Origin of the sequence: Vibrio astriarenae (assembly GCF_010587385.1) — a bacterium.
Taxonomy (GTDB): Bacteria; Pseudomonadota; Gammaproteobacteria; order Enterobacterales; family Vibrionaceae; genus Vibrio; species Vibrio astriarenae.
Genome location: NZ_CP047475.1, coordinates 115,741 through 137,676 on the forward strand (window position 1 = coordinate 115,741; position 21,936 = coordinate 137,676).

Here is a 21,936-nt window from a genome sequence, read left to right on the forward strand (position 1 = left end):
TAAGTTAAACACCTGAATTAACTGATGTAAAAAGGATCAAAAAAATCTGCAATTAGTGCCTCAAATATCTATCGTGATTACGTTATAATCTACTTTTATGTATAAATAACCAGTAAGTAGACATCATGGATCCTTCCTTATTGCTCGATGGTCTCAACGACAAACAGCGTGAAGCTGTTGCAGCACCTCTAGAAAATCTGCTCATTCTCGCGGGTGCGGGGAGTGGTAAAACTCGTGTTCTCGTGCACCGAATCGCTTGGTTGATGTCGGTAGAGCAAGCCTCACCCTTCTCAATCATGTCAGTGACCTTCACGAATAAGGCCGCTGCCGAGATGCGTGGTCGTATCGAAGAGCTCATGATGGGCAGTGCTTCTGGTATGTGGAATGGTACCTTCCACGGTATTTGTCATCGTATTCTTAGAGCACATTATCTTGATGCCAAGTTACCTGAAGACTTCCAAATCATTGATAGTGACGATCAGCAGCGACTCATCAAGCGACTCGTCAAGGCGCAGAACCTTGATGAAAAACAGTGGCCGGCGCGTCAGGTATCGTGGTGGATTAATGGTAAGAAGGACGAGGGTTTGCGCCCTAGTCATATTGATGCCTACCATGATCCAATTACTCAAACTTACCTGCAGTTGTACTCGGCTTATCAAGAAGCATGTGATCGTGCAGGTCTTGTCGATTTCGCTGAAATACTGCTACGTGCACATGAGCTACTGCGAGATAAAAAGCATATTCGCGAGCACTATCAAGCGCGCTTTAAGCACATCTTGGTGGATGAGTTTCAAGATACCAACAACATTCAGTATGCATGGCTGCGTATGATGGCAGGTCCAGATAGCCATGTGATGATCGTTGGTGACGATGACCAGTCCATCTATGGTTGGCGTGGTGCGAAAATTGAGAACATTGAGAAGTTTACCCTCGAGTTCCCGAGCGTGAATACCATTCGCCTCGAGCAAAACTACCGTTCAACTAAAACCATCCTAGAGGCCTCTAATACCCTGATTGCCAATAACACCGAGCGCATGGGCAAAGAGCTGTGGACTGATGGCAATGAAGGTGAACCTATCTCTGTATATGCGGCTTACAATGAGCTGGATGAAGCACGCTTTGCAGTGAATAAGATCAAAGAGTGGCAAGATAAAGGTGGTGTGCTCAATGATGCGGCTATGCTGTATCGTAACAATGCACAGTCTCGTGTACTTGAAGAAGCGCTTATTCAGGCGGGTCTACCATACCGTATCTACGGTGGTATGCGATTCTTCGAACGTCAAGAGATCAAAGATGCTTTGAGCTACATGCGTCTGATGGCTAACCGTAACGATGATGCGGCATTTGAGCGTGTGGTGAACACACCGACGCGTGGTCTTGGTGATAAAACCCTGGAGACCATTCGGCTTGCTGCTCGTGAGCGTGGCTGCACCATGTGGGATGCGAGTAAGGCCTTGCTTGACGAGCAAGTGCTACCTGGGAGAGCTGCGGGTGCATTGGGCCGTTTTGTCGAACTGATCAATGCTCTGGAAGATGACACTGATGAGATGTCTCTACACTCACAGACTGACCATGTCATTAAGTACTCAGGCCTGTTTGCTATGTATGAGCAAGAGAAGGGTGAGAAATCGAAGGCGCGAATTGAAAACTTGGAAGAGCTGGTAACAGCAACTCGACAATTTGAAAAGCCGGAAGAAGCGGATGAGATGACGCTTCTGACCGCTTTCTTAACCCACGCTGCACTTGAGGCCGGTGAAGGTCAGGCAGATGAGTTTGAAGATGCGGTTCAGTTGATGACACTGCACAGTGCGAAAGGTCTGGAGTTCCCACTTGTATTTATGGTGGGTGTCGAAGAGGGGATGTTCCCAAGTCAAATGTCAGCGGAAGAAGCGGGTCGCTTGGAAGAGGAGCGTCGACTTTGTTATGTGGGGATGACCCGCGCAATGCAGAAGCTTTACATTACTTACGCTGAGATGCGCCGCTTATACGGCCAAGATAAGTACCATAAGCCATCACGCTTCATCCGTGAGTTACCAGAGAAGTGTCTTGATGAGGTTCGAATGAAGGCGCAAGTGAGTCGCCCTGCGAGTAGTGGTCGCTTCAGTCAAACGGCCGTTAAAGAGAACTTCAATGAAACAGGCTTCACGCTTGGTTCTCGAGTGATGCATCCCAAGTTTGGTGAAGGCACCATTATTAACTTTGAGGGTAGCGGCCCACAAAGCCGGGTTCAGGTTGCTTTCAATGGTGAGGGCATTAAGTGGTTGGTGACGGCTTACGCTAAGCTGGAGAAATTATAGCCATTGACGATAACCAGTGGTTGGTAAATGAAAGAGCTGCATTGTCAGCTCTTTTTTATTGCCTTTAATGAGACAACGAGTCGAGCTTAAGTAGAGTTGGGCTGCAATGACTGACCAATAGACAAAGAAAAACCCCGAGGGCTTGCGCCCATCGGGGTTATAGTCTTACTCGCAGCAATCCGGCTACTAATAGGTGCTCCCTGCATCTATTCCTTGATAGTAGGCTGAAATCCGTCAGCTTAATCCTTTCATCGCCATCCTAGCGGTGTCCGTTGACCCTATCCTGGTCCGCTAACAATCCTCGTTAGCTCACTTCACTTGCTCCCTGAGCGGTGTCCCTTTCATCGTCCTGATGATCGTTCCTTGCCTCGTCCAGAGGTGTCCATTTCCCATCCTTAGTAGCTACCATCCTAGTAACTATTGCGTCCGTTCAATGTCCAATTTGCTATCCATGCCGACTATTCATCCTGAATAACCGAATCTTCATCCTGAAGAGTACCAAATCCTTGGCTGTTTCCTGTTCCGTGTCGGTATCCTTCCGACAGGTTCAATATTACGTGAATCGACTTTCGGAACAATGAGCGAGAAGAAAAAATCTAACGTGCGATTTACGCCAATTAATGTGTAATTCAATAAAAACAACAACTTAATTTTTGTAGTGGTGAATTTATTATGCCTTTAGAGGAGATCTCCGTAGCTCTTTGTAAGAGATCTCTCACAAGAGGTGTTCCACTTTAGCTATCACCACCACACACTTAAACAGTGATAAATGATGGTTAAGCCAATCCCAGAGAACACGACACCACACAAACTATCAATATAGGGGGTTGCAGAGAGAAGTTTGCGCTGCAAACGCTGAGTAGAAAGCAGCCAAGCCAGAGCGCCAAACCAGATAAATGACACACTCCAGAGGATTAACAGCGCTGTCGCCTTACCCATCAGCGACATACTAGCGGGTACTAAGCTAGACATCAGGCTGACAAAAAACACCAAGGCTTTTGGATTTAAAATGTTGGTGATAAAGCCGCGTTTGAAGGCTTGTTTGTTATCCGAGATCTCAAGGGTTGAACGCGTTAGGCCAGATTCAGGCTGATCAGTTTGTGCATTTTTCCAAGTAGCGATCAGTGCCCCGAATCCGAGATAGAGCAGATAACTGCCGCCAGCAAGCTGGATAAGGGTATACAGTAGAGGTTGCTGGTGGATAAGGTAACTGACACCGGTCAGGCTCAGAATAGAGTGAAGCAAAATTCCGACGGACAAGCCTAAAGCGATATACACGCCAGTTTCACGACCATAGCGAGTTGCGTTTTGCACCACTAGAGCAAAGTCAGGGCCTGGGCTCATTAAGCCAATGAGGTGCACTGTTGCCAAAGTAAATAGAATGAACAGCTCATTCATTACGCCTTACCTCTCTTTGAGTTGCGGATACCATCGAAGGTGAAGACCACTAGAGCGCTCCAAATAAAGGTGAAAGTAAGCACCTTATCGGCAGAAAAATCTTCGCCATAAATAGAGACTGCCAGCAAGAACATTAGGCTCGGACCGATATATTGGAAGAAGCCGAGCGTCGATAGCTTGAGACGAGTCGCCGCACCGGTAAAACACAGCAGTGGTAGTGTCGTGACAATACCTGCCGAGATGAGTAGTAGGTTCAGTGACCAGTCATTCGCCAGCAATGATGAGGTGGGTGAGTTAGCAAAAGCAAACAGGTAGAGAGCTGCTAAAGGCATCATAATTACCGTTTCGATGAACAAACCAACTTGTGCATCGAGTGCGACCTTCTTGCGCAGTAAGCCATAAACCCCAAAGGTACTCGCAAGGGCAAGGGCGACGATAGGTACAGAGCCAAACGCGATAAGCTGAATGATGACACCAAGGGTTGCAAGGGCTACGGCAAACCACTGTAATTTGCGTAGGCGCTCGCCTAAGAAGAACATACCGAGCAGCACATTAAGCAGCGGGTTGATGTAATAGCCAAGGCTGGCATCTAACATCCGATTTGAATTAACAGCCCAGATGAAGAGTAGCCAGTTAACTCCCACAAGCAGTGCCGTGCTGCACAGGTATAGCATGGTCTTTTTTGTACGCACTGCATCACGAACTGCGCGCCATCGGCGACCCAGATGAAGAAGCCCTGCAAGCAGCAGCACCGACCAAATAACTCGGTGGCTGAGGATCTCTAAAGGTGATACGTCACTGATAGACTTAAAGTAAATCGGGGCGATGCCCCACATGGAGTAAGCGGCGATGGCAAGCAGTATACCTTGACGCGTGCGCTGCTGTTCGTCTGATGACATGTGGCAGATTTTCTCGTTGGTTGGCAGGAAAGGCGAAATTATAAAAGCCGCTTGAGAAATCACCTAACACTTTGCGGTTTTATTCAACAACAAACCCCTCTACAATGTGGCGCTCGATCGCAAAGGTAAACTGAGAAGGTAAATGACCGCAACTCTACAGGCGCAGCAGCCAACATATGCTGATAGTGCTCAACAAGTATTGGAGCAAGTTTTTGGCTATCAAGCATTTCGTGATGGGCAGCTGACGGTCATTGAAGCCGCACTCGAGGCCAAAGACAGTCTGGTCATTATGCCGACAGGTGGCGGTAAGTCTCTGTGCTACCAAATCCCCGCTCTAGTCAAAGATGGGCTAACTTTGGTGATCTCCCCTCTGATTTCTTTGATGAAAGACCAAGTCGACCAATTGAAAGCCAATGGCGTTGCTGCCGAGTGTGTCAATTCAACCATGTCACGCGAGGCGTTGATGTCGGTATATCAGCGTATGAACTCGGGCCAACTCAAGATGGTGTATGTCTCTCCAGAGAGAGTATTGATGCGCGACTTTATAGAGCGTCTTGAGGCGCTTAATCTGTCGATGATTGCGGTCGATGAAGCGCACTGTATCTCTCAGTGGGGTCATGACTTCCGTCCAGAGTACGCCGCGCTTGGTCAACTTAAGCAGTATTTCCCACACGTACCGGTCATGGCGCTGACCGCGACGGCCGATGATGCAACGAGAAATGATATTACTCAGCGATTAGGTTTGATAGAGCCAGAGGTCTACCTCGGTAGTTTCGATCGCCCAAACATCCGCTATACCCTAGTCGAAAAGCACAAACCAGTGTCTCAGGTGGTTCGCTTTCTTGGTCAACAAAAAGGGCAGTGCGGTATTATCTACTGCGGTAGCCGTAAGAAAGTGGAGATGCTAACGGAGAAGTTGTGCAATAACCATATTCGCGCTGCAGGCTATCATGCAGGGATGGATGCGGATGAACGCGCTTATGTTCAAGACGCCTTCCAAAAAGACGATATTCAGATTGTAGTGGCCACCGTTGCGTTTGGTATGGGTATTAATAAACCGAATGTACGCTTTGTGGTGCACTTTGATATTCCACGTAATATTGAGTCCTACTACCAGGAGACGGGACGCGCTGGTCGTGATGGCTTACCTGCTGAAGCAATGATGCTGTATGACCCAGCAGATATGAGCTGGTTGCGCCGTATGGTGGATGAAAAAGAAGACGGGCCACAAAAGCAGGTTGAGTCGCACAAGTTAAATGCCATGAGTGCCTTTGCTGAAGCGCAGACTTGTCGTCGTCAGGTACTACTTAACTACTTTGGCGAGTATCGCGAAAAGCCCTGTGGTAACTGCGATATCTGCCTTGATCCTCCGCAGCATTTTGATGCAACAGAGCAAGCTCAGAAAGCCCTGTCCTGTGTCTATCGCGTCAATCAGAGTTTCGGTATCGGTTATGTGGTGGAAGTGCTGCGTGGAATGCAAAATGTGCGTATTCGAGAGCAGGGGCACGATAAGCTATCAACCTATGGCTTAGGTCGAGAGAATAGCCATGACTACTGGGTGAGTATTTTCCGCCAGTTGATTCATAAAGGATTGTTGTTCCAGAATATCACCCGTAATTCGACCCTGCAGTTGACTGAAGAGGCGCGTCCTATCTTACGTGGAGAGCAGGCACTAGAGCTGGCCGTACCTCGGTTAGATATTTCTGCTCGAGCGGCAAAGTCAGAAAAACTCTCTAACAAGCATTATGATAAGAAGCTGTTTGCCAAGCTGCGCAAGCTACGTAAGTCGATTGCAGATGAAGATGGCTTACCGCCGTATGTGGTATTTAGTGATGCGACCTTGATCGATATGGCCGAAATTTTACCGACATCTTATGGTGAGATGCTGGCTGTTAATGGTGTCGGTGAGCGCAAGCTGGATAAATATGCCGATCCATTCCTTGATCTGATTCAGGAGCACATTACTCATCATGGTTAATAGCGCACATGGTTTTGGACTTGAACAATACCAAGCAGAGCAGGGACGACTTATCCTGAAATTTCCTCGCTTTGATTTTGACAGTTTCCCGAGTATAGGTGAGCAACTGGTCACGTTGCTTTCAGCGACGGTTATTGAGAAACAGCAAGATGCTGATATTCACTCATGGTTAATCGATTTTGAAGGTTGTCAGTTCTTTCTTAAAGCAGAACACTATAGTGAAAGTGTTTGGTTGGAGGCTTTGACCCCGAAGCAAGCAAGGGAAGAGTCTGACTTTCTTGCAGGATTATTTGAGCGCGGTTTTTAACCAAACGTTTGCTTTTCCGATGCCAGCTATCAACTGCTTGCAGGGTAAGTTGGTTAATGTATAATCGCCGCCCTCTGCCTATGTTAACTGTTTTGACATAGGGTTATTTACATTGTTGGTCAGAGTCATCCATTGTGGTGATTCAATTTGGGTTCCCTCACCCCCAAACCAAACTAAAAAGGTATCGCATGAGTAACTTTACCCCTGCGCAGCAGCGCAACGCCCTTATCTATCTTGTCCTATTTCATTTAGGCATCATTGCATCAAGCAATTATCTCGTTCAGCTACCCTTTACGGTCATGGGGTTCCATACCACATGGGGGGCGTTCACTTTTCCCTTTATCTTCTTAGCAACAGACCTGACAGTTCGCATTTTTGGTGCGCAGCTTGCACGCCGAATCATCTTCTTGGTGATGCTACCGGCTTTAGCGGTGTCTTACGGTCTCTCGGTTTTGTTCTTTGAAGGACAGTTTCAAGGCTTTGGACACCTGACAGAGTTTAATCTATTCGTCGCTCGAATTGCTGTCGCTAGCTTTATGGCTTATTTGCTCGGTCAGATTTTGGATGTCCATGTCTTCAATCGTCTACGTCAACTTAAGCAGTGGTGGGTTGCACCGACATGTTCAACGTTGTTTGGCAATGCTTTAGATACACTGGCGTTCTTTGCGATTGCTTTCTACCAGAGCCCAGATGCATTTATGGCTGAACATTGGGTTGAAATCGCGCTGGTGGATTACGTGTTTAAGATTGTTATCAGCTTGGGTCTATTTGTACCAATGTACGGTGTGCTACTGAATTATCTTACGAATAAACTGACCTCGGTGAATGAGAGTGAGGTTCAAGGTTCGACAGTTCAGTCATAGCAAACCTTAAGAGAGCGAGAAGCTTGGCTAGAAAAAGCAGATAGAAAAAACGCGACGCTATTTTTAATGGGTCGCGTTTTTTCGTTGTTTTAGCCTGCAATCGTTAAAGGCCAGCCGATATCGGTTTGACGGTTGGCTTCGATCTCTAGTTCAGCCGCCGTCAGCGGGTTTGCCTCAAGCCAAGCGTGGTTGATATTTAGCGTTAGGGCTTCACCATCAGACTTGATCATAAACTCAGGCTCAAGCGCAGGGCTTCTACGATGAGTCAGTAGTACGGCGAGGCGCAGCAGTCGCAATACACGCTTGCCACTCGAGCCAGAGAGTGCGTGCTGCTCTGGAAGTGAGGTTAACCCCTCTCGATAACGACGGGCTGTTTCCGCTAGAAAGAACTTCTGAGCTCGGGTGTACCCGGGTAAATCAAGATTACTCAGTAAGTAAGCTGAGTGCTCACCACCCTTTTTGAAGTCAATCGCGAGACCAATCTCATGAAGCTTGGCAACTGTATCGAGGAGCATTGCACCTTGAGGTTCCGTTATCCACGCATCACCGCCGACTTGCGCTAGCAACTTGGTTGCCATTGAAGCCACTTGTTCTCCATACTCGATGTCAATTTGATAGCGAGTTTGCACACTAGCAATTGTTCGAGCGCGAATGTCATCTTGACGCAACTCGGCAACCATTTCGTAGGCCATACCTTCACGCAAGGCACCACCTGCCAGTGTCATGGATTCAATCTCAAGCAGCTCAAAGATAGCAATAAGAATAGAGAGCCCACTAGGGAACACTAAGGCGCGCTCTAGGGTTAGCCCTTCAATCTCAAGTTCTTCAAGGTGATTGGAGGTCATTGCCTGCTTTTGTAAGCGCTTGAGCTTGGCATGGGTGATGACCTCATCCATACCCTGTGTCAGCATTATCTCTTGTAAAGCCTGCACGGTACCTGAAGCGCCCACACAAACATCCCAACCAAGGTCTTTGTATTGTTCCAAGATAGGCAGTAATGTCTGCTTCGCGGCTTCTATCGCGTTGTCAAAGTTGGTGCTATTGAGCAAGCGGTCTTTGAAGTGTTTTTCTAACCAAGTAACACAACCCATTTTTAGACTGGTTAGGGCTTTCGCCTCAAACCCTTCTCCGATGATAAGTTCAGTACTCGCACCGCCAATGTCTACCACTAGGCGTCGACCACTGCCTCCAGAGGTATGAGCTACCCCACGATATATCGTAGCGGCTTCCTCTTCCCCAGAGATAACTTCAATTTGATGACCGAGAATCTCATTGGCTTTTGCCAAGAAAATATCCACATTGCCAGCAGTCCGCAGCGTTGCGGTGCCGACAATACGGATGTTTTCCGCAGGAATGTCTTGTAGTCGTTCCGCAAACAAGCTCAAGCAGTCCCACCCACGTTGCATGGCTTCATGGCTAAGCATGTTGTTTTCATCTAAGCCTGCGGCGAGACGAACTTTACGCTTAATCTTTGCCATGGTTTGTACGCTACCATCGATATGACGCACAACGAGCATATGAAAACTGTTCGACCCGAGGTCGATAGCAGCATAGAGGGGTGATGACGTTACTTGGCTTGTAGACAACTTAAGAATCCCTTTGTTGACGTTGACGAGGGCGACGCTGCGGTTTGCGACCGTTATTGCGTGAGCCGCCGGTATTCGTACGGCGTTGTTGAGAGTTTTGCGAGCGAGAGTGAGTACGCATACGCAATGGCGCTGGCAGATCCTCGATCAGCGCTGCAGCATCATAGTCTGAAACAGGGATGCTGTGTTCAATATACTCTTCGATTGAAGGAAGGTTGATAGCATAGTCTTCACAAGCGAAACTGATTGAGTGACCACTTGCACCAGCACGGCCAGTACGACCAATACGGTGAACGTAGTCTTCACAGTCGTCAGGAAGGTCAAAGTTGAATACGTGCGTTACCTGAGGAATATGTAGACCGCGAGCAGCCACATCGGTGGCAACCAGGATATCTACTTCACCTTTGGTGAACTGCTCAAGGATTTTCTCACGCTTCTTCTGTGGTACATCACCAGTTAGAAGACCTACTCGATGACCATCCGCCGCTAGGTGACCCCAAATTGATTCACATTTGTGTTTCGTATTCGCAAAAATGATCGCACGATCGGGCCACTCTTCTTCAATAAGAGTTTGTAGTAGCGCCATCTTGTGTTCGTTAGATGGGTAGAACAGCTCTTCTTGAATACGGTGACCGGTTTTTTGCTCTGGCTCGACGACAACGTGCTCTGGGTTGTGCATGTGCTCAAACGCAAGCTCTTGAACACGGTAAGACAGTGTTGCAGAGAACAGCATGTTCAAGCGATCTTTTGGTTCAGGCATACGGCGGAACAAGAATCGGATGTCTTTAATAAAGCCAAGATCAAACATACGGTCAGCTTCATCAAGTACCACAGCTTGGATGTGGTTTAGATTAAACACACGTTGCTTGTAGAAGTCGATGATACGACCCGTTGTGCCAATCAGTACATCCACGCCTTGCTCTAGTTTCCCAAGCTGCTTGTCGTAGCTCTCACCACCGTAAGCAAGTGCAGCTTTGATACCAGTAGATTCAATCAATGGCGCAGCATCGTTATAAATCTGGATCGCCAGCTCACGAGTCGGTGCCATAATGATAGCGCGAGGGTGGCTTGGCTTACGACCTTCATGCTCAGGTGTATTTAGTAGATGGTTAAAAGTAGCAGTTAGGAACGCAAGCGTCTTACCAGTACCCGTTTGGGCCTGGCCTGCAATGTCACGGCCGGTGAGCAATACCGGCAACGCCTTAGCTTGGATTGGGGTACAAAATTCAAACCCTTTTTTATCCAAACCTTCAACAACTTTGGAGTGTAAATCCAAATCGGCGAACTTCTGCTCTGTGATATGCGTCTTTTTCATTCCTATAGAATATCAGCTTAGGCTTGCAATACGGAAGTAAATACATTCCAATAGAGAACTAATTTACTGGTTATTACCTCACCAGTTTGAAAAAAATATTGGAGTGAATAATGAGCGACAAGATTTTGCAGCTAACCGATGACGGTTTTGAGAACGATGTAATCAACGCTGCAGGCCCAGTCCTAGTGGACTTTTGGGCTGAATGGTGTGGTCCATGTAAAATGATTGCACCGATTCTTGATGAAATCGCAGACGAGTACGAAGGCAAGCTGACGGTTGGTAAATTAAATATCGACCAAAACGCTGGCACACCACCAAAATTCGGTATTCGCGGTATTCCAACACTACTTTTGTTTAAAGATGGTGCGGTTGCAGCGACGAAAGTGGGTGCACTTTCTAAGACTCAGCTGAAAGAGTTCCTAGACGCGAACCTATAATCTTTCACAAGTCCCATCAAACCGCGCTGAATAGAAAGCGCGGTTTTGTTTTGTATCTCAACTAGATCTAGACTAGTCTCATATTTAGTGCTAATTTATCGCACGTTAATTATACAAACGTTCATTTCTTGGTCGATCCTGTGACCAAAATCTATCTCAACTAACAAACAGATCCTATTTTGACTAAAAAAGCATCCACCACAATGAATCTTACAGAACTGAAGAACAGACCTGTGTCTGAGCTTGTTAAGCTGGGCGAAAGCTTAGGGTTAGAAAACCTTGCTCGCTTGAGAAAACAAGACATTATCTTCTCCATCCTAAAAGCACACGCAAAAAGTGGTGAAGACATTTTTGGCGATGGGGTTCTAGAGATTCTTCAAGACGGTTTTGGTTTCCTTCGCAGCGCAGACAGCTCTTACCTTGCTGGCCCAGATGACATCTATGTCTCTCCAAGCCAAATTCGTCGTTTCAACCTGAGAACAGGTGACTCGATTGCCGGTAAGATTCGCCCGCCAAAAGACGGTGAACGTTACTTCGCATTGTTGAAAGTTAACACGGTTAACCATGACAAACCTGACAATGCTCGAAATAAGATTCTGTTTGAAAACCTGACGCCACTGCACGCTAATGAGCGTATGGTTATGGAGCGCGGTAACGGTGCGACAGAAGATATTACAGCTCGTATCCTAGATTTAGCGTCACCTATCGGTAAGGGTCAACGTGGTCTAATCGTTGCTCCACCAAAAGCGGGTAAAACAATGCTGCTGCAAAACATTGCACAGAGCATTGCCCACAACCACCCAGAATGTGAGCTAATGGTGCTTCTTATCGACGAACGTCCAGAGGAAGTAACTGAGATGCAACGCCTTGTTAAAGGTGAAGTCGTTGCATCGACATTCGATGAACCAGCGTCACGTCACGTACAAGTGGCAGAGATGGTTATCGAAAAAGCCAAGCGTCTAGTTGAACACAAAAAAGACGTGGTGATCCTTCTAGACTCGATCACTCGTCTAGCTCGCGCATACAACACCGTAGTGCCATCATCAGGTAAGGTACTGACTGGTGGTGTTGATGCGAACGCACTGCACCGTCCAAAGCGTTTCTTTGGTGCGGCACGTAATGTAGAAGAGGGTGGTAGCTTAACAATCATCGCAACTGCTCTGGTTGATACTGGCTCTAAGATGGACGAAGTTATCTACGAAGAGTTCAAGGGTACAGGTAACATGGAACTGCACTTGAACCGTAAGATCGCTGAAAAACGTGTTTTCCCTGCGATTGACTTTAACCGCAGTGGCACTCGTCGCGAAGAGCTTCTGACTAAAAATGATGAGCTGCAGAAGATGTGGATTCTGCGCAAGATTGTTCACCCAATGGGCGAGATCGATGCAATGGAGTTCCTCATCGACAAGCTAGCGATGACGAAAACCAACGACGAGTTCTTTGACGCGATGCGTCGTCAGAAATAATCGGGTTTTTATACCAGTTCGTGAGAGCGCTACCAGTTTTGGTGGCGCTTTTTTATTGCTTTATCATTAACGCACTTCCAAAATGATTGGTAGGACTAATCAGGAGATTTCTATGCGACATGGATGGTTGATAGCTCTCGTGGTGAGCTTACTATGGTTGTCTCCAGTCAATGCGGGCACTATTGAAATCACTCAGCAAACCGCATATAGCTGGATGAGTGATGAACGCTCCCAGAATAAAGCATCAGAGTTACTACAACAGCTACAAGACAATAAAGTTGATAGCGTTAAATTTGCGATAGAGCGCTTAGCGATGCCTCAGCAAGAGGTCGTGAAGTACTTACTACTGACAGACATGGAACAGTCACAAGTTGCACTATCAACCAAGATGGCGCTGTTTGTTGATGCCCAACGCACTCTCAGGCCCACCTATCAAGTGATTGAACAAGGAGATGGTTATGAGTTCTCTGCCCCCGCATTTAATTACCCAGCGACAGCCACTCGCCTTATTAATCGTTGGAAGATAGACCAAAAAACGCTTGATGTTGTTCTGCAGGCAGAGCGCGGTGAACTTGTCCTCAGAGATTATCTCTCCGGTGATGAAGTTCAGCTTAAAACACGCGAGGATCTGCTTATTCAAGAGTTAAGCAGTTTGTCTGAGCAAGCAATTGAAGTGTTAGTAGAGCAGATCACGGTCGCCAATATTAACGCGTGGTTGCCGCGCTCTAGAGTGATGGTGAACTTGGCGAGACAGTCCCGCAGTGATGAGCTATATCGACTCCTTTGGTTGATGAAGGCTGATACTCATAGCCAGCGTGAACTGGAGCGATTGTCTCAAGAGTCGAGTTCTTTTGCTTATCAACAAGTGATGGCCGCAACCAATAATCCCAGTCTGAAAAGTCAAGCACTCCAGCAACTAGCACGAGTTAAACCGATGCCTGAGGATGTGCGCTCTTTTCTGGTCATGCGCATGACTATTGAGGAAGATGCACCTATTGTTGCTCGCGAGTTAGTAGATCAGGGCTACAGCCAGTGGTTGGAAGAGTTAATGGCAACGAATGGTCGAGTTCGAGCGAATGCGATTAATGGTGTGTTAGCAAAATAACCCCTCTGACGTGCTGCCCCCACGAGCATTTGGTATACTACTGACAACGATTACTTGCCAGTAGAAGGCCCATGAGCTTTAAGGATTTACGCTACTTCATTGACCATTTGGAGCATAAAGGTCTACTTAAACGTATTACTCACCCTGTTGACCCTGCCTATGAAATGACAGAGATCAGTGACCGCACTTTACGTCAAGGTGGGCCCGCTTTGTTGTTTGAAAACCCTATCGGGTCGGATTATCCCGTGTTGACCAACCTTTTTGGTACGCCGGAGCGTGTCGCTATCGGTATGGGGCGTGACAATGTCAAAGAACTCCGCGAAGTTGGTAAGCTACTGGCCTATTTAAAAGAGCCCGAGCCACCTAAAGGCTTTAAAGATGCGCTTGAGAAACTACCGGTTTTTCGTCAGGTATTAAATATGCCTGTAAAGCGTTTGCGCAATGCGCCTTGTCAGCAAGTAGTATGGCAGGGTGATGAGGTCGATCTTGATAAAATCCCGGTGATGAGTTGCTGGCCAGAGGATGTGGCACCGCTATTAACATGGGGTCTTACCATTACCAAAGGGCCAAATAAAAAGCGTCAAAACTTAGGCATCTACCGACAGCAAAAAATAGCAAAGAACAAAATCATCATGAGATGGTTAGCTCATCGTGGCGGTGCTCTAGACTTGCGTGACTGGATGGAGACAAACCCAGGCAAACCTTTCCCTGTTTCCGTCGCTTTTGGTGCAGACCCAGCAACCATCCTTGGTGCCGTAACCCCGGTACCTGATACTTTATCTGAATATGCTTTTGCGGGGTTGCTTCGAGGCAAAAAGACGGAAGTGGTTCGCTCGTTGAGTAATGATTTAGACGTACCAGCCAGCGCTGAAATTGTGATGGAAGGTTACATAGATCCTAAAGAGTATGCAGATGAGGGACCCTATGGCGATCACACGGGGTACTACAACGAAAAAGAGCAGCACCACGTTTTCACTATAACTCATGTTACGATGCGTAATAATCCGATCTATCACAGCACTTACACAGGTCGCCCACCAGACGAGCCGGCCGTGCTAGGTGTTGCTCTTAATGAAGTGTTTGTGCCAATCTTGCAAAAGCAGTTTCCTGAAATTGCTGATTTCTACTTACCCCCTGAAAGGTGCTCTTATCGCATGGCGGTAGTGACACTCAAGAAGCAATATCCAGGGCACGCTAAGCGCGTGATGATGGGAGTTTGGTCTTTCTTGCGCCAATTTATGTACACCAAGTATGTGATTGTGTGTGATGAAAGTGTTGATGCGAGAAACTGGGACAGTGTCGCTAAAGCGATAAATGAGAACATGTCACCAGAAAGAGACTGCCTCTTTATCGATAATACGCCAATAGACTCTTTGGATTTTGCGTCGCCTGTTGTTGGCCTTGGGTCAAAAATGGGGTTGGATGCGACAACTAAGTGGTCGGTTGAGCGTGATGAAAGTGATGACTCCCCATTATCTTGTGATATCAAGCAACTCGAAAATAAACTGCGTGAAAGTTTACCGAACTTGAAGCAATGTTTTGTACCAGATGCTGCGCGAGGTGGCATTGTCGTTTTGGATATCAATAAGTCTCAGCCGGGGGAAGGGCAAGAAGTGCTGCGAATTGCCGCTCCCTTGATTAGCCAGTACACCACTGCAAAGTTCATCATTGTCTGTGATGATGACGTTAAAGTTAACGATTGGAATGATATTATCTGGGCGATCACCACCCGTATGGATCCGTCGCGTGACTCCCAGTTTATCACTGTCGAAAACCAAAAAGTGAGAGTGCTAGGAATGGATGCGACCAACAAGTCTGGTGCTGAAATTACCCGAGAATGGGGAGTGCCCATTAAGAAATCGCCACATTTAGTGGCAAAAGTCGACAGTATTTGGGATGAGTTAAATATACTATGACCTATACAGTGACTATCACCCCAGAAAACATCGCTTTTGATGTAGAGAATGGACAGACGATTTTGGAAGCTGCGCTCAACAACAATATACGCTTTCCAAATCGATGTCAGGTTGGTGCTTGTGCTGCGTGTCTTTGTCGGCTTTTAACAGGAAGGGTGAAATATCACCTTGAGCCGATGCTGACAGAAGCCGAAAAGGCGCAGGGGTGGGTGTTTGCTTGTCAGGCCGTAGTAGAAAGTGATTTAAAGATCTCACTGTCAGAATAAAGATGCCTTATTAGGATTAGAAACAGAAATGACGATTAAATGTAAAGTAAAGTCGATTGAGCCTTTGGCGTGTAATACGTATCAAATATTGCTTCACCCTGACACACCTGTGTTGTTTAAAGCAGGTCAATACCTAACGGTAGTGATGGGTGAAAAAGACAAACGTCCGTTCTCAATAGCAAGCAGCCCATGTCGACATGAGGGTGAGCTAGAATTGCACATTGGCGCTGCCGAACATAATGCCTATGCAATTGAAGTTGTCGAAGCGATGCAGCAAGCCCTAGAGCTTGGTAGCGATATAGAAATAGAAGCGCCATTTGGAGATGCGTGGGTGCGAGAGCAAAATAAACGTCCATTACTTCTAATAGCAGGTGGAACCGGCTTTAGCTATGTGCGTTCGATTCTCGATCATTGTGTTGCACAGTCGATTGAATCACCGATCTACTTATACTGGGGAGCAAAAGATGCTCGTCAGTTATATGCGCATGATGAAATCGAACAAATTGCGAAGGCTCATCAGAACGTACATTTTACTCCGGTCGTTGAGCAAAGTGAGGAACAGTGGCAAGGAAAGAAGGGTAATGTCCTTCAAGCTGTAGCGGAAGACTTTACCTCATTAGAAGAGTTCGATATCTATATCGCTGGACGTTTTGAAATGGCGGGTGCAGCGAGAGAGCAGTTTACTCAACATAAGTCAGCTCTAACCGAACATATGTTCTCTGATGCGTTTTCTTTCATATAAAAGTGCGTAATTTGGGGTGAAAAGGGAGGCAATTAGCCTCCTTTTTTAGTGTTTTGATGGTTTATTCGTCAGTTGATGAGAAAAATGCATTTTTTTCAAAAAAACACTTGTGCCACAGAATAATCCCCCTATAATGCGCCTCCACTGACACGGCAGAGCCCACAAGGCTTCAACGAGAATTGTCAGTCAGGCAACTAGATTTATTTCTCCTATCATTGGTTGAAATAAAAATTCAAAAAAGTGTTTGACACTTTGAATTAAATCTCTAGAATGGCCGCCTCTTCCGAAGTGATTTAAGTCACAAAGAAGAGAAGCTCTTTAAAAATTAAAACCTATCAATCTGTGTGGGCACTCGTTGATGATAATCCAAAATGAAGCTTAGGCTTCAACTTAGATTTCAATGAACTGAGTGACCAATCGATACTTAGTATCGGCACAGTCAATTCATTATCGTTCTGTTGGAACGATAATAGCTTTAAAATTACATTAGTAGTTTTGAAGTCAGTATTCATTGAGTCAGTCCTTAGGGGCATCAAAATCTTAAATTGAAGAGTTTGATCATGGCTCAGATTGAACGCTGGCGGCAGGCCTAACACATGCAAGTCGAGCGGCAGCGACATGATAGAAGCTTCGGTGGAAATCATGGGCGGCGAGCGGCGGACGGGTGAGTAATGCCTGGGAATATGCCTTGATGTGGGGGATAACTATTGGAAACGATAGCTAATACCGCATAATGCCTTCGGGCCAAAGAGGGGGACCTTCGGGCCTCTCGCGTCAAGATTAGCCCAGGTGGGATTAGCTAGTTGGTGAGGTAAAGGCTCACCAAGGCGACGATCCCTAGCTGGTCTGAGAGGATGATCAGCCACACTGGAACTGAGACACGGTCCAGACTCCTACGGGAGGCAGCAGTGGGGAATATTGCACAATGGGCGCAAGCCTGATGCAGCCATGCCGCGTGTGTGAAGAAGGCCTTCGGGTTGTAAAGCACTTTCAGCAGTGAGGAAGGCGGGTACGTTAATAGCGTGCTCGTTTGACGTTAGCTGCAGAAGAAGCACCGGCTAACTCCGTGCCAGCAGCCGCGGTAATACGGAGGGTGCGAGCGTTAATCGGAATTACTGGGCGTAAAGCGCATGCAGGTGGTTTGTTAAGTCAGATGTGAAAGCCCGGGGCTCAACCTCGGAACAGCATTTGAAACTGGCAGACTAGAGTACTGTAGAGGGGGGTAGAATTTCAGGTGTAGCGGTGAAATGCGTAGAGATCTGAAGGAATACCGGTGGCGAAGGCGGCCCCCTGGACAGATACTGACACTCAGATGCGAAAGCGTGGGGAGCAAACAGGATTAGATACCCTGGTAGTCCACGCCGTAAACGATGTCTACTTGGAGGTTGTGGCCTTGAGCCGTGGCTTTCGGAGCTAACGCGTTAAGTAGACCGCCTGGGGAGTACGGTCGCAAGATTAAAACTCAAATGAATTGACGGGGGCCCGCACAAGCGGTGGAGCATGTGGTTTAATTCGATGCAACGCGAAGAACCTTACCTACTCTTGACATCCAGAGAACTTTCCAGAGATGGATTGGTGCCTTCGGGAACTCTGAGACAGGTGCTGCATGGCTGTCGTCAGCTCGTGTTGTGAAATGTTGGGTTAAGTCCCGCAACGAGCGCAACCCTTATCCTTGTTTGCCAGCACTTCGGGTGGGAACTCCAGGGAGACTGCCGGTGATAAACCGGAGGAAGGTGGGGACGACGTCAAGTCATCATGGCCCTTACGAGTAGGGCTACACACGTGCTACAATGGCGCATACAGAGGGCAGCCAACTTGCGAGAGTGAGCGAATCCCAAAAAGTGCGTCGTAGTCCGGATTGGAGTCTGCAACTCGACTCCATGAAGTCGGAATCGCTAGTAATCGTGGATCAGAATGCCACGGTGAATACGTTCCCGGGCCTTGTACACACCGCCCGTCACACCATGGGAGTGGGCTGCAAAAGAAGTGGGTAGTTTAACCTTCGGGAGGACGCTCACCACTTTGTGGTTCATGACTGGGGTGAAGTCGTAACAAGGTAGCCCTAGGGGAACCTGGGGCTGGATCACCTCCTTATACGAAACGGATAGTTTGCTTTCACTTTTTAAAGTGAAGACAAATAAGTCGCGATGAGTGTTCACACAGATTGATGGTTTTGAGGCTTTAGCCTCGAGCTATTTTGCTCTTTAACAATTTGGAAAGCTGACGAATAACAACAATCCCCATCTCTTTGAGATGCGTTGTTATTCAATTAAAAGTTCTCAAATCCTAAAACTACGGTTTTAGGTACCAACACACATTCAAGTGTTCTTGGAAGTATCGAAAGATACTTAATATTTGAGTCCGGCAAAATCGAGTCTGCATCATGTATAAAAATTGCAGACAACTTTGGTTGTTTAAACAACAACTCGAAACTCCTTCGGGTTGTATGGTTAAGTGACTAAGCGTACACGGTGGATGCCTTGGCAGTCAGAGGCGATGAAAGGCGTATTAACTTGCGATAAGCTCAGATTAGGTAGTAAAAACCTGTGAGTCTGAGATTCCTGAATGGGGAAACCCAGCACCATAAGGTGTTATCACTAACTGAATACATAGGTTAGTGAGGCGAACCGGGGGAACTGAAACATCTAAGTACCCCGAGGAAAAGAAATCAACCGAGATTCCGAAAGTAGCGGCGAGCGAAATTGGATTAGCCCTTAAGCTTTTAGTGAGACAGGTGAAGCCTCTGGAAAGTGGCGCGATACAGGGTGATAGCCCCGTAACCGACATCTCATCATCAGTGAAATCGAGTAGGGCGGGACACGTGATATCCTGTCTGAATATGGGGGGACCATCCTCCAAGGCTAAATACTACTGACTGACCGATAGTGAACCAGTACCGTGAGGGAAAGGCGAAAAGAACCCCTGTGAGGGGAGTGAAATAGAACCTGAAACCGTGTACGTACAAGCAGTAGGAGCACCTTCGTGGTGTGACTGCGTACCTTTTGTATAATGGGTCAGCGACTTATATTCAGTAGCAAGGTTAACCATCTAGGGGAGCCGTAGAGAAATCGAGTCTTAACTGGGCGTCGAGTTGCTGGATATAGACCCGAAACCAGGTGATCTAGCCATGGGCAGGTTGAAGGTTGAGTAACATCAACTGGAGGACCGAACCGACTAATGTTGAAAAATTAGCGGATGACTTGTGGCTAGGGGTGAAAGGCCAATCAAACCTGGAGATAGCTGGTTCTCCCCGAAATCTATTTAGGTAGAGCCTCGGACGAATACCACTGGGGGTAGAGCACTGTTAAGGCTAGGGGGTCATCCCGACTTACCAACCCTTTGCAAACTCCGAATACCAGTGAGTACTATCCGGGAGACACACGGCGGGTGCTAACGTCCGTCGTGGAGAGGGAAACAACCCAGACCGCCAGCTAAGGTCCCAAAGTATAGCTAAGTGGGAAACGATGTGGGAAGGCTTAGACAGCTAGGATGTTGGCTTAGAAGCAGCCATCATTTAAAGAAAGCGTAATAGCTCACTAGTCGAGTCGGCCTGCGCGGAAGATGTAACGGGGCTAAGCTATACACCGAAGCTGCGGCAATGACTTAGGTCATTGGGTAGGGGAGCGTTCTGTAAGCCGTTGAAGGTGGACTGTAAGGTCTGCTGGAGGTATCAGAAGTGCGAATGCTGACATGAGTAACGATAAAGGGGGTGAAAAACCTCCTCGCCGGAAGACCAAGGGTTCCTGTCCAACGTTAATCGGGGCAGGGTAAGTCGACCCCTAAGGCGAGGCCGAAAGGCGTAGTCGATGGGAAACGGGTTAATATTCCCGTACTTCTTACAATTGCGATGGGGGGACGGAGAAGGCTAGGTGGGCCTGGCGACGGTTGTCCAGGTTCAAGTGCGTAGGCTTGAGAGTTAGGTAAATCCGGCTCTCTTTAAGGCTGAGACACGATGTCGAGCTACTACGGTAGTGAAGTCATTGATGCCATGCTTCCAGGAAAAGCCTCTAAGCTTCAGATTGTAAGGAATCGTACCCCAAACCGACACAGGTGGTCGGGTAGAGAATACCAAGGCGCTTGAGAGAACTCGGGTGAAGGAACTAGGCAAAATGGTACCGTAACTTCGGGAGAAGGTACGCTCCTCGCGGTGAAGTCCCTTGCGGATGGAGCTATGGGGAGTCGCAGATACCAGGTGGCTGCAACTGTTTATTAAAAACACAGCACTGTGCAAAATCGTAAGATGACGTATACGGTGTGACGCCTGCCCGGTGCCGGAAGGTTAATTGATGGGGTTAGACTTAGGTCGAAGCTCTTGATCGAAGCCCCGGTAAACGGCGGCCGTAACTATAACGGTCCTAAGGTAGCGAAATTCCTTGTCGGGTAAGTTCCGACCTGCACGAATGGCGTAATGATGGCCACGCTGTCTCCACCCGAGACTCAGTGAAATTGAAATCGCTGTGAAGATGCAGTGTACCCGCGGCTAGACGGAAAGACCCCGTGAACCTTTACTACAGCTTGGCACTGAACATTGAGCCTACATGTGTAGGATAGGTGGGAGGCTTTGAAGCAGGTACGCCAGTATCTGTGGAGCCATCCTTGAAATACCACCCTTGTATGTTTGATGTTCTAACTTAGCCCCATTATCTGGGGTGAGGACAGTGCCTGGTGGGTAGTTTGACTGGGGCGGTCTCCTCCCAAAGAGTAACGGAGGAGCACGAAGGTGGGCTAATCACGGTTGGACATCGTGAGGTTAGTGCAATGGCATAAGCCCGCTTGACTGCGAGAATGACAATTCGAGCAGGTGCGAAAGCAGGTCATAGTGATCCGGTGGTTCTGTATGGAAGGGCCATCGCTCAACGGATAAAAGGTACTCCGGGGATAACAGGCTGATACCGCCCAAGAGTTCATATCGACGGCGGTGTTTGGCACCTCGATGTCGGCTCATCACATCCTGGGGCTGAAGTCGGTCCCAAGGGTATGGCTGTTCGCCATTTAAAGTGGTACGCGAGCTGGGTTTAGAACGTCGTGAGACAGTTCGGTCCCTATCTGCCGTGGGCGTTGGAAGATTGAAGGGGGCTGCTCCTAGTACGAGAGGACCGGAGTGGACGAACCTCTGGTGTTCGGGTTGTGTCGCCAGACGCATTGCCCGGTAGCTAAGTTCGGAATCGATAACCGCTGAAAGCATCTAAGCGGGAAGCGAGCCCTGAGATGAGTCTTCCCTGGCACTTTAAGTGTCCTAAAGGGTTGTTCAAGACTAGAACGTTGATAGGCAGGGTGTGTAAGCGTTGTGAGGCGTTGAGCTAACCTGTACTAATTGCCCGTGAGGCTTAACCATACAACACCCAAGGGGTTTTGATGGAC

At 47.7% G+C, this 21,936-nt stretch carries 14 protein-coding genes, 2 rRNA genes and 1 pseudogene; 13 read left to right on the plus strand and 4 right to left on the minus strand.

Going from position 1 to position 21,936, the window contains the following annotated elements; translation table 11 throughout:
* Positions 1-122: 122 nt before the first annotated feature.
* Positions 123-2,297 (plus strand): DNA helicase II, encoded by a 2,175-nt coding sequence (gene uvrD / locus GT360_RS00600; RefSeq protein WP_204274555.1) that lies wholly within the window; start codon positions 123-125, stop codon positions 2,295-2,297.
* 741 nt (positions 2,298-3,038) lie between these two features.
* On the opposite strand, the gene GT360_RS00605 is transcribed toward uvrD, so the two are convergent.
* Positions 3,039-3,695 (minus strand): LysE family translocator, encoded by a 657-nt coding sequence (locus GT360_RS00605; protein WP_164647053.1) that lies wholly within the window; start codon positions 3,693-3,695, stop codon positions 3,039-3,041.
* Positions 3,695-4,594, minus strand: coding sequence for an EamA family transporter RarD (rarD, locus tag GT360_RS00610; protein ID WP_164647054.1), 900 nt, complete (start codon positions 4,592-4,594; stop codon positions 3,695-3,697). The genes GT360_RS00605 and rarD overlap by 1 nt, the downstream gene beginning before the upstream one ends.
* 142 nt (positions 4,595-4,736) lie before the next feature.
* On the opposite strand from rarD, the gene recQ reads away from it, so the two are divergent.
* The 3 genes from recQ (at position 4,737) to GT360_RS00625 (ending at position 7,742) form a co-directional block, all read left to right on the plus strand.
* Complete coding sequence (recQ, locus tag GT360_RS00615) at positions 4,737-6,572, plus strand: ATP-dependent DNA helicase RecQ (protein WP_164647055.1); 1,836 nt, start codon at positions 4,737-4,739, stop codon at positions 6,570-6,572.
* Positions 6,565-6,879: a DUF3630 family protein gene (locus GT360_RS00620; RefSeq protein ID WP_164647056.1), complete on the plus strand. Its 315-nt coding sequence runs from the start codon at positions 6,565-6,567 to the stop codon at positions 6,877-6,879. Before recQ ends, GT360_RS00620 begins: the two co-directional genes overlap by 8 nt.
* 188 nt (positions 6,880-7,067) lie before the next feature.
* Positions 7,068-7,742: a 7-cyano-7-deazaguanine/7-aminomethyl-7-deazaguanine transporter gene (locus GT360_RS00625; protein WP_164647057.1), complete on the plus strand. Its 675-nt coding sequence runs from the start codon at positions 7,068-7,070 to the stop codon at positions 7,740-7,742.
* 89 nt (positions 7,743-7,831) lie between these two features.
* Here the strand turns inward: GT360_RS00625 and gppA are convergent, their stop codons facing one another.
* Entirely contained in the window at positions 7,832-9,328 is a 1,497-nt protein-coding gene (gene gppA / locus GT360_RS00630; protein WP_164647058.1) for a guanosine-5'-triphosphate,3'-diphosphate diphosphatase, read from the minus strand.
* Between the two features lies 1 nt (position 9,329).
* Positions 9,330-10,643 (minus strand): ATP-dependent RNA helicase RhlB, encoded by a 1,314-nt coding sequence (gene rhlB / locus GT360_RS00635; RefSeq protein WP_164647059.1) that lies wholly within the window; start codon positions 10,641-10,643, stop codon positions 9,330-9,332.
* A 110-nt stretch (positions 10,644-10,753) separates the two neighbouring features.
* Here rhlB and trxA point away from each other — a divergent pair, with 110 nt between their 5' ends.
* The 9 genes and pseudogenes from trxA to GT360_RS00675 all read left to right on the plus strand — a co-directional run bounded on the left by trxA (position 10,754) and on the right by GT360_RS00675 (position 21,910).
* The gene (gene trxA, locus GT360_RS00640) at positions 10,754-11,080 is read left to right on the plus strand and encodes a thioredoxin TrxA (protein ID WP_164647060.1); all 327 of its coding nucleotides are present in this window, start codon (positions 10,754-10,756) and stop codon (positions 11,078-11,080) included.
* A 203-nt stretch (positions 11,081-11,283) separates the two neighbouring features.
* On the plus strand, positions 11,284-12,546 hold the full coding sequence (gene rho / locus GT360_RS00645) for a transcription termination factor Rho (protein WP_164647061.1): 1,263 nt from the start codon (positions 11,284-11,286) through the stop codon (positions 12,544-12,546).
* Positions 12,547-12,658: 112 nt separating this feature from the next.
* Positions 12,659-13,651, plus strand: a complete 993-nt coding sequence (locus GT360_RS00650) for a hypothetical protein (RefSeq protein WP_164647062.1) — start codon at positions 12,659-12,661, stop codon at positions 13,649-13,651.
* A gap of 71 nt (positions 13,652-13,722) precedes the next feature.
* A pseudogene (gene ubiD / locus GT360_RS00655) lies at positions 13,723-15,099 on the plus strand (4-hydroxy-3-polyprenylbenzoate decarboxylase); the annotation flags it as partial.
* A gap of 78 nt (positions 15,100-15,177) precedes the next feature.
* Positions 15,178-15,567 (plus strand): UbiD family decarboxylase, encoded by a 390-nt coding sequence (locus GT360_RS22035; RefSeq protein WP_420825439.1) that lies wholly within the window; start codon positions 15,178-15,180, stop codon positions 15,565-15,567.
* Positions 15,564-15,833, plus strand: a complete 270-nt coding sequence (locus tag GT360_RS00660; RefSeq protein WP_164647064.1) for a 2Fe-2S iron-sulfur cluster-binding protein — start codon at positions 15,564-15,566, stop codon at positions 15,831-15,833. The genes GT360_RS22035 and GT360_RS00660 overlap by 4 nt, the downstream gene beginning before the upstream one ends.
* Positions 15,834-15,861: 28 nt before the next feature.
* Positions 15,862-16,575: an NAD(P)H-flavin reductase gene (fre, locus tag GT360_RS00665; RefSeq protein WP_164647065.1), complete on the plus strand. Its 714-nt coding sequence runs from the start codon at positions 15,862-15,864 to the stop codon at positions 16,573-16,575.
* Positions 16,576-17,117: 542 nt separating this feature from the next.
* Positions 17,118-18,669: ribosomal RNA gene (locus GT360_RS00670) — 16S ribosomal RNA — on the plus strand.
* A gap of 354 nt (positions 18,670-19,023) precedes the next feature.
* Positions 19,024-21,910: ribosomal RNA gene (locus tag GT360_RS00675) — 23S ribosomal RNA — on the plus strand.
* Together the 16S and 23S rRNA genes form the textbook arrangement of a ribosomal RNA operon.
* The last annotated feature ends 26 nt before the right edge of the window (positions 21,911-21,936 follow it).

Bases quoted from the DNA above. Each gene is read 5' to 3' on its own strand.
- GT360_RS00650 (WP_164647062.1), top strand. From the start codon at position 12,659: ATGCGACATGGATGGTTGATAGCTCTCGTGGTGAGCTTACTATGGTTG.
- rhlB (WP_164647059.1), bottom strand. From the start codon at position 10,643: ATGAAAAAGACGCATATCACAGAGCAGAAGTTCGCCGATTTGGATTTA.
- recQ (WP_164647055.1), top strand. From the start codon at position 4,737: ATGACCGCAACTCTACAGGCGCAGCAGCCAACATATGCTGATAGTGCT.
- fre (WP_164647065.1), top strand. From the start codon at position 15,862: ATGACGATTAAATGTAAAGTAAAGTCGATTGAGCCTTTGGCGTGTAAT.
- trxA (WP_164647060.1), top strand. From the start codon at position 10,754: ATGAGCGACAAGATTTTGCAGCTAACCGATGACGGTTTTGAGAACGAT.
- rho (WP_164647061.1), top strand. From the start codon at position 11,284: ATGAATCTTACAGAACTGAAGAACAGACCTGTGTCTGAGCTTGTTAAG.
- GT360_RS00625 (WP_164647057.1), top strand. From the start codon at position 7,068: ATGAGTAACTTTACCCCTGCGCAGCAGCGCAACGCCCTTATCTATCTT.
- GT360_RS00605 (WP_164647053.1), bottom strand. From the start codon at position 3,695: ATGAATGAGCTGTTCATTCTATTTACTTTGGCAACAGTGCACCTCATT.
- GT360_RS00660 (WP_164647064.1), top strand. From the start codon at position 15,564: ATGACCTATACAGTGACTATCACCCCAGAAAACATCGCTTTTGATGTA.
- GT360_RS00620 (WP_164647056.1), top strand. From the start codon at position 6,565: ATGGTTAATAGCGCACATGGTTTTGGACTTGAACAATACCAAGCAGAG.
- rarD (WP_164647054.1), bottom strand. From the start codon at position 4,594: ATGTCATCAGACGAACAGCAGCGCACGCGTCAAGGTATACTGCTTGCC.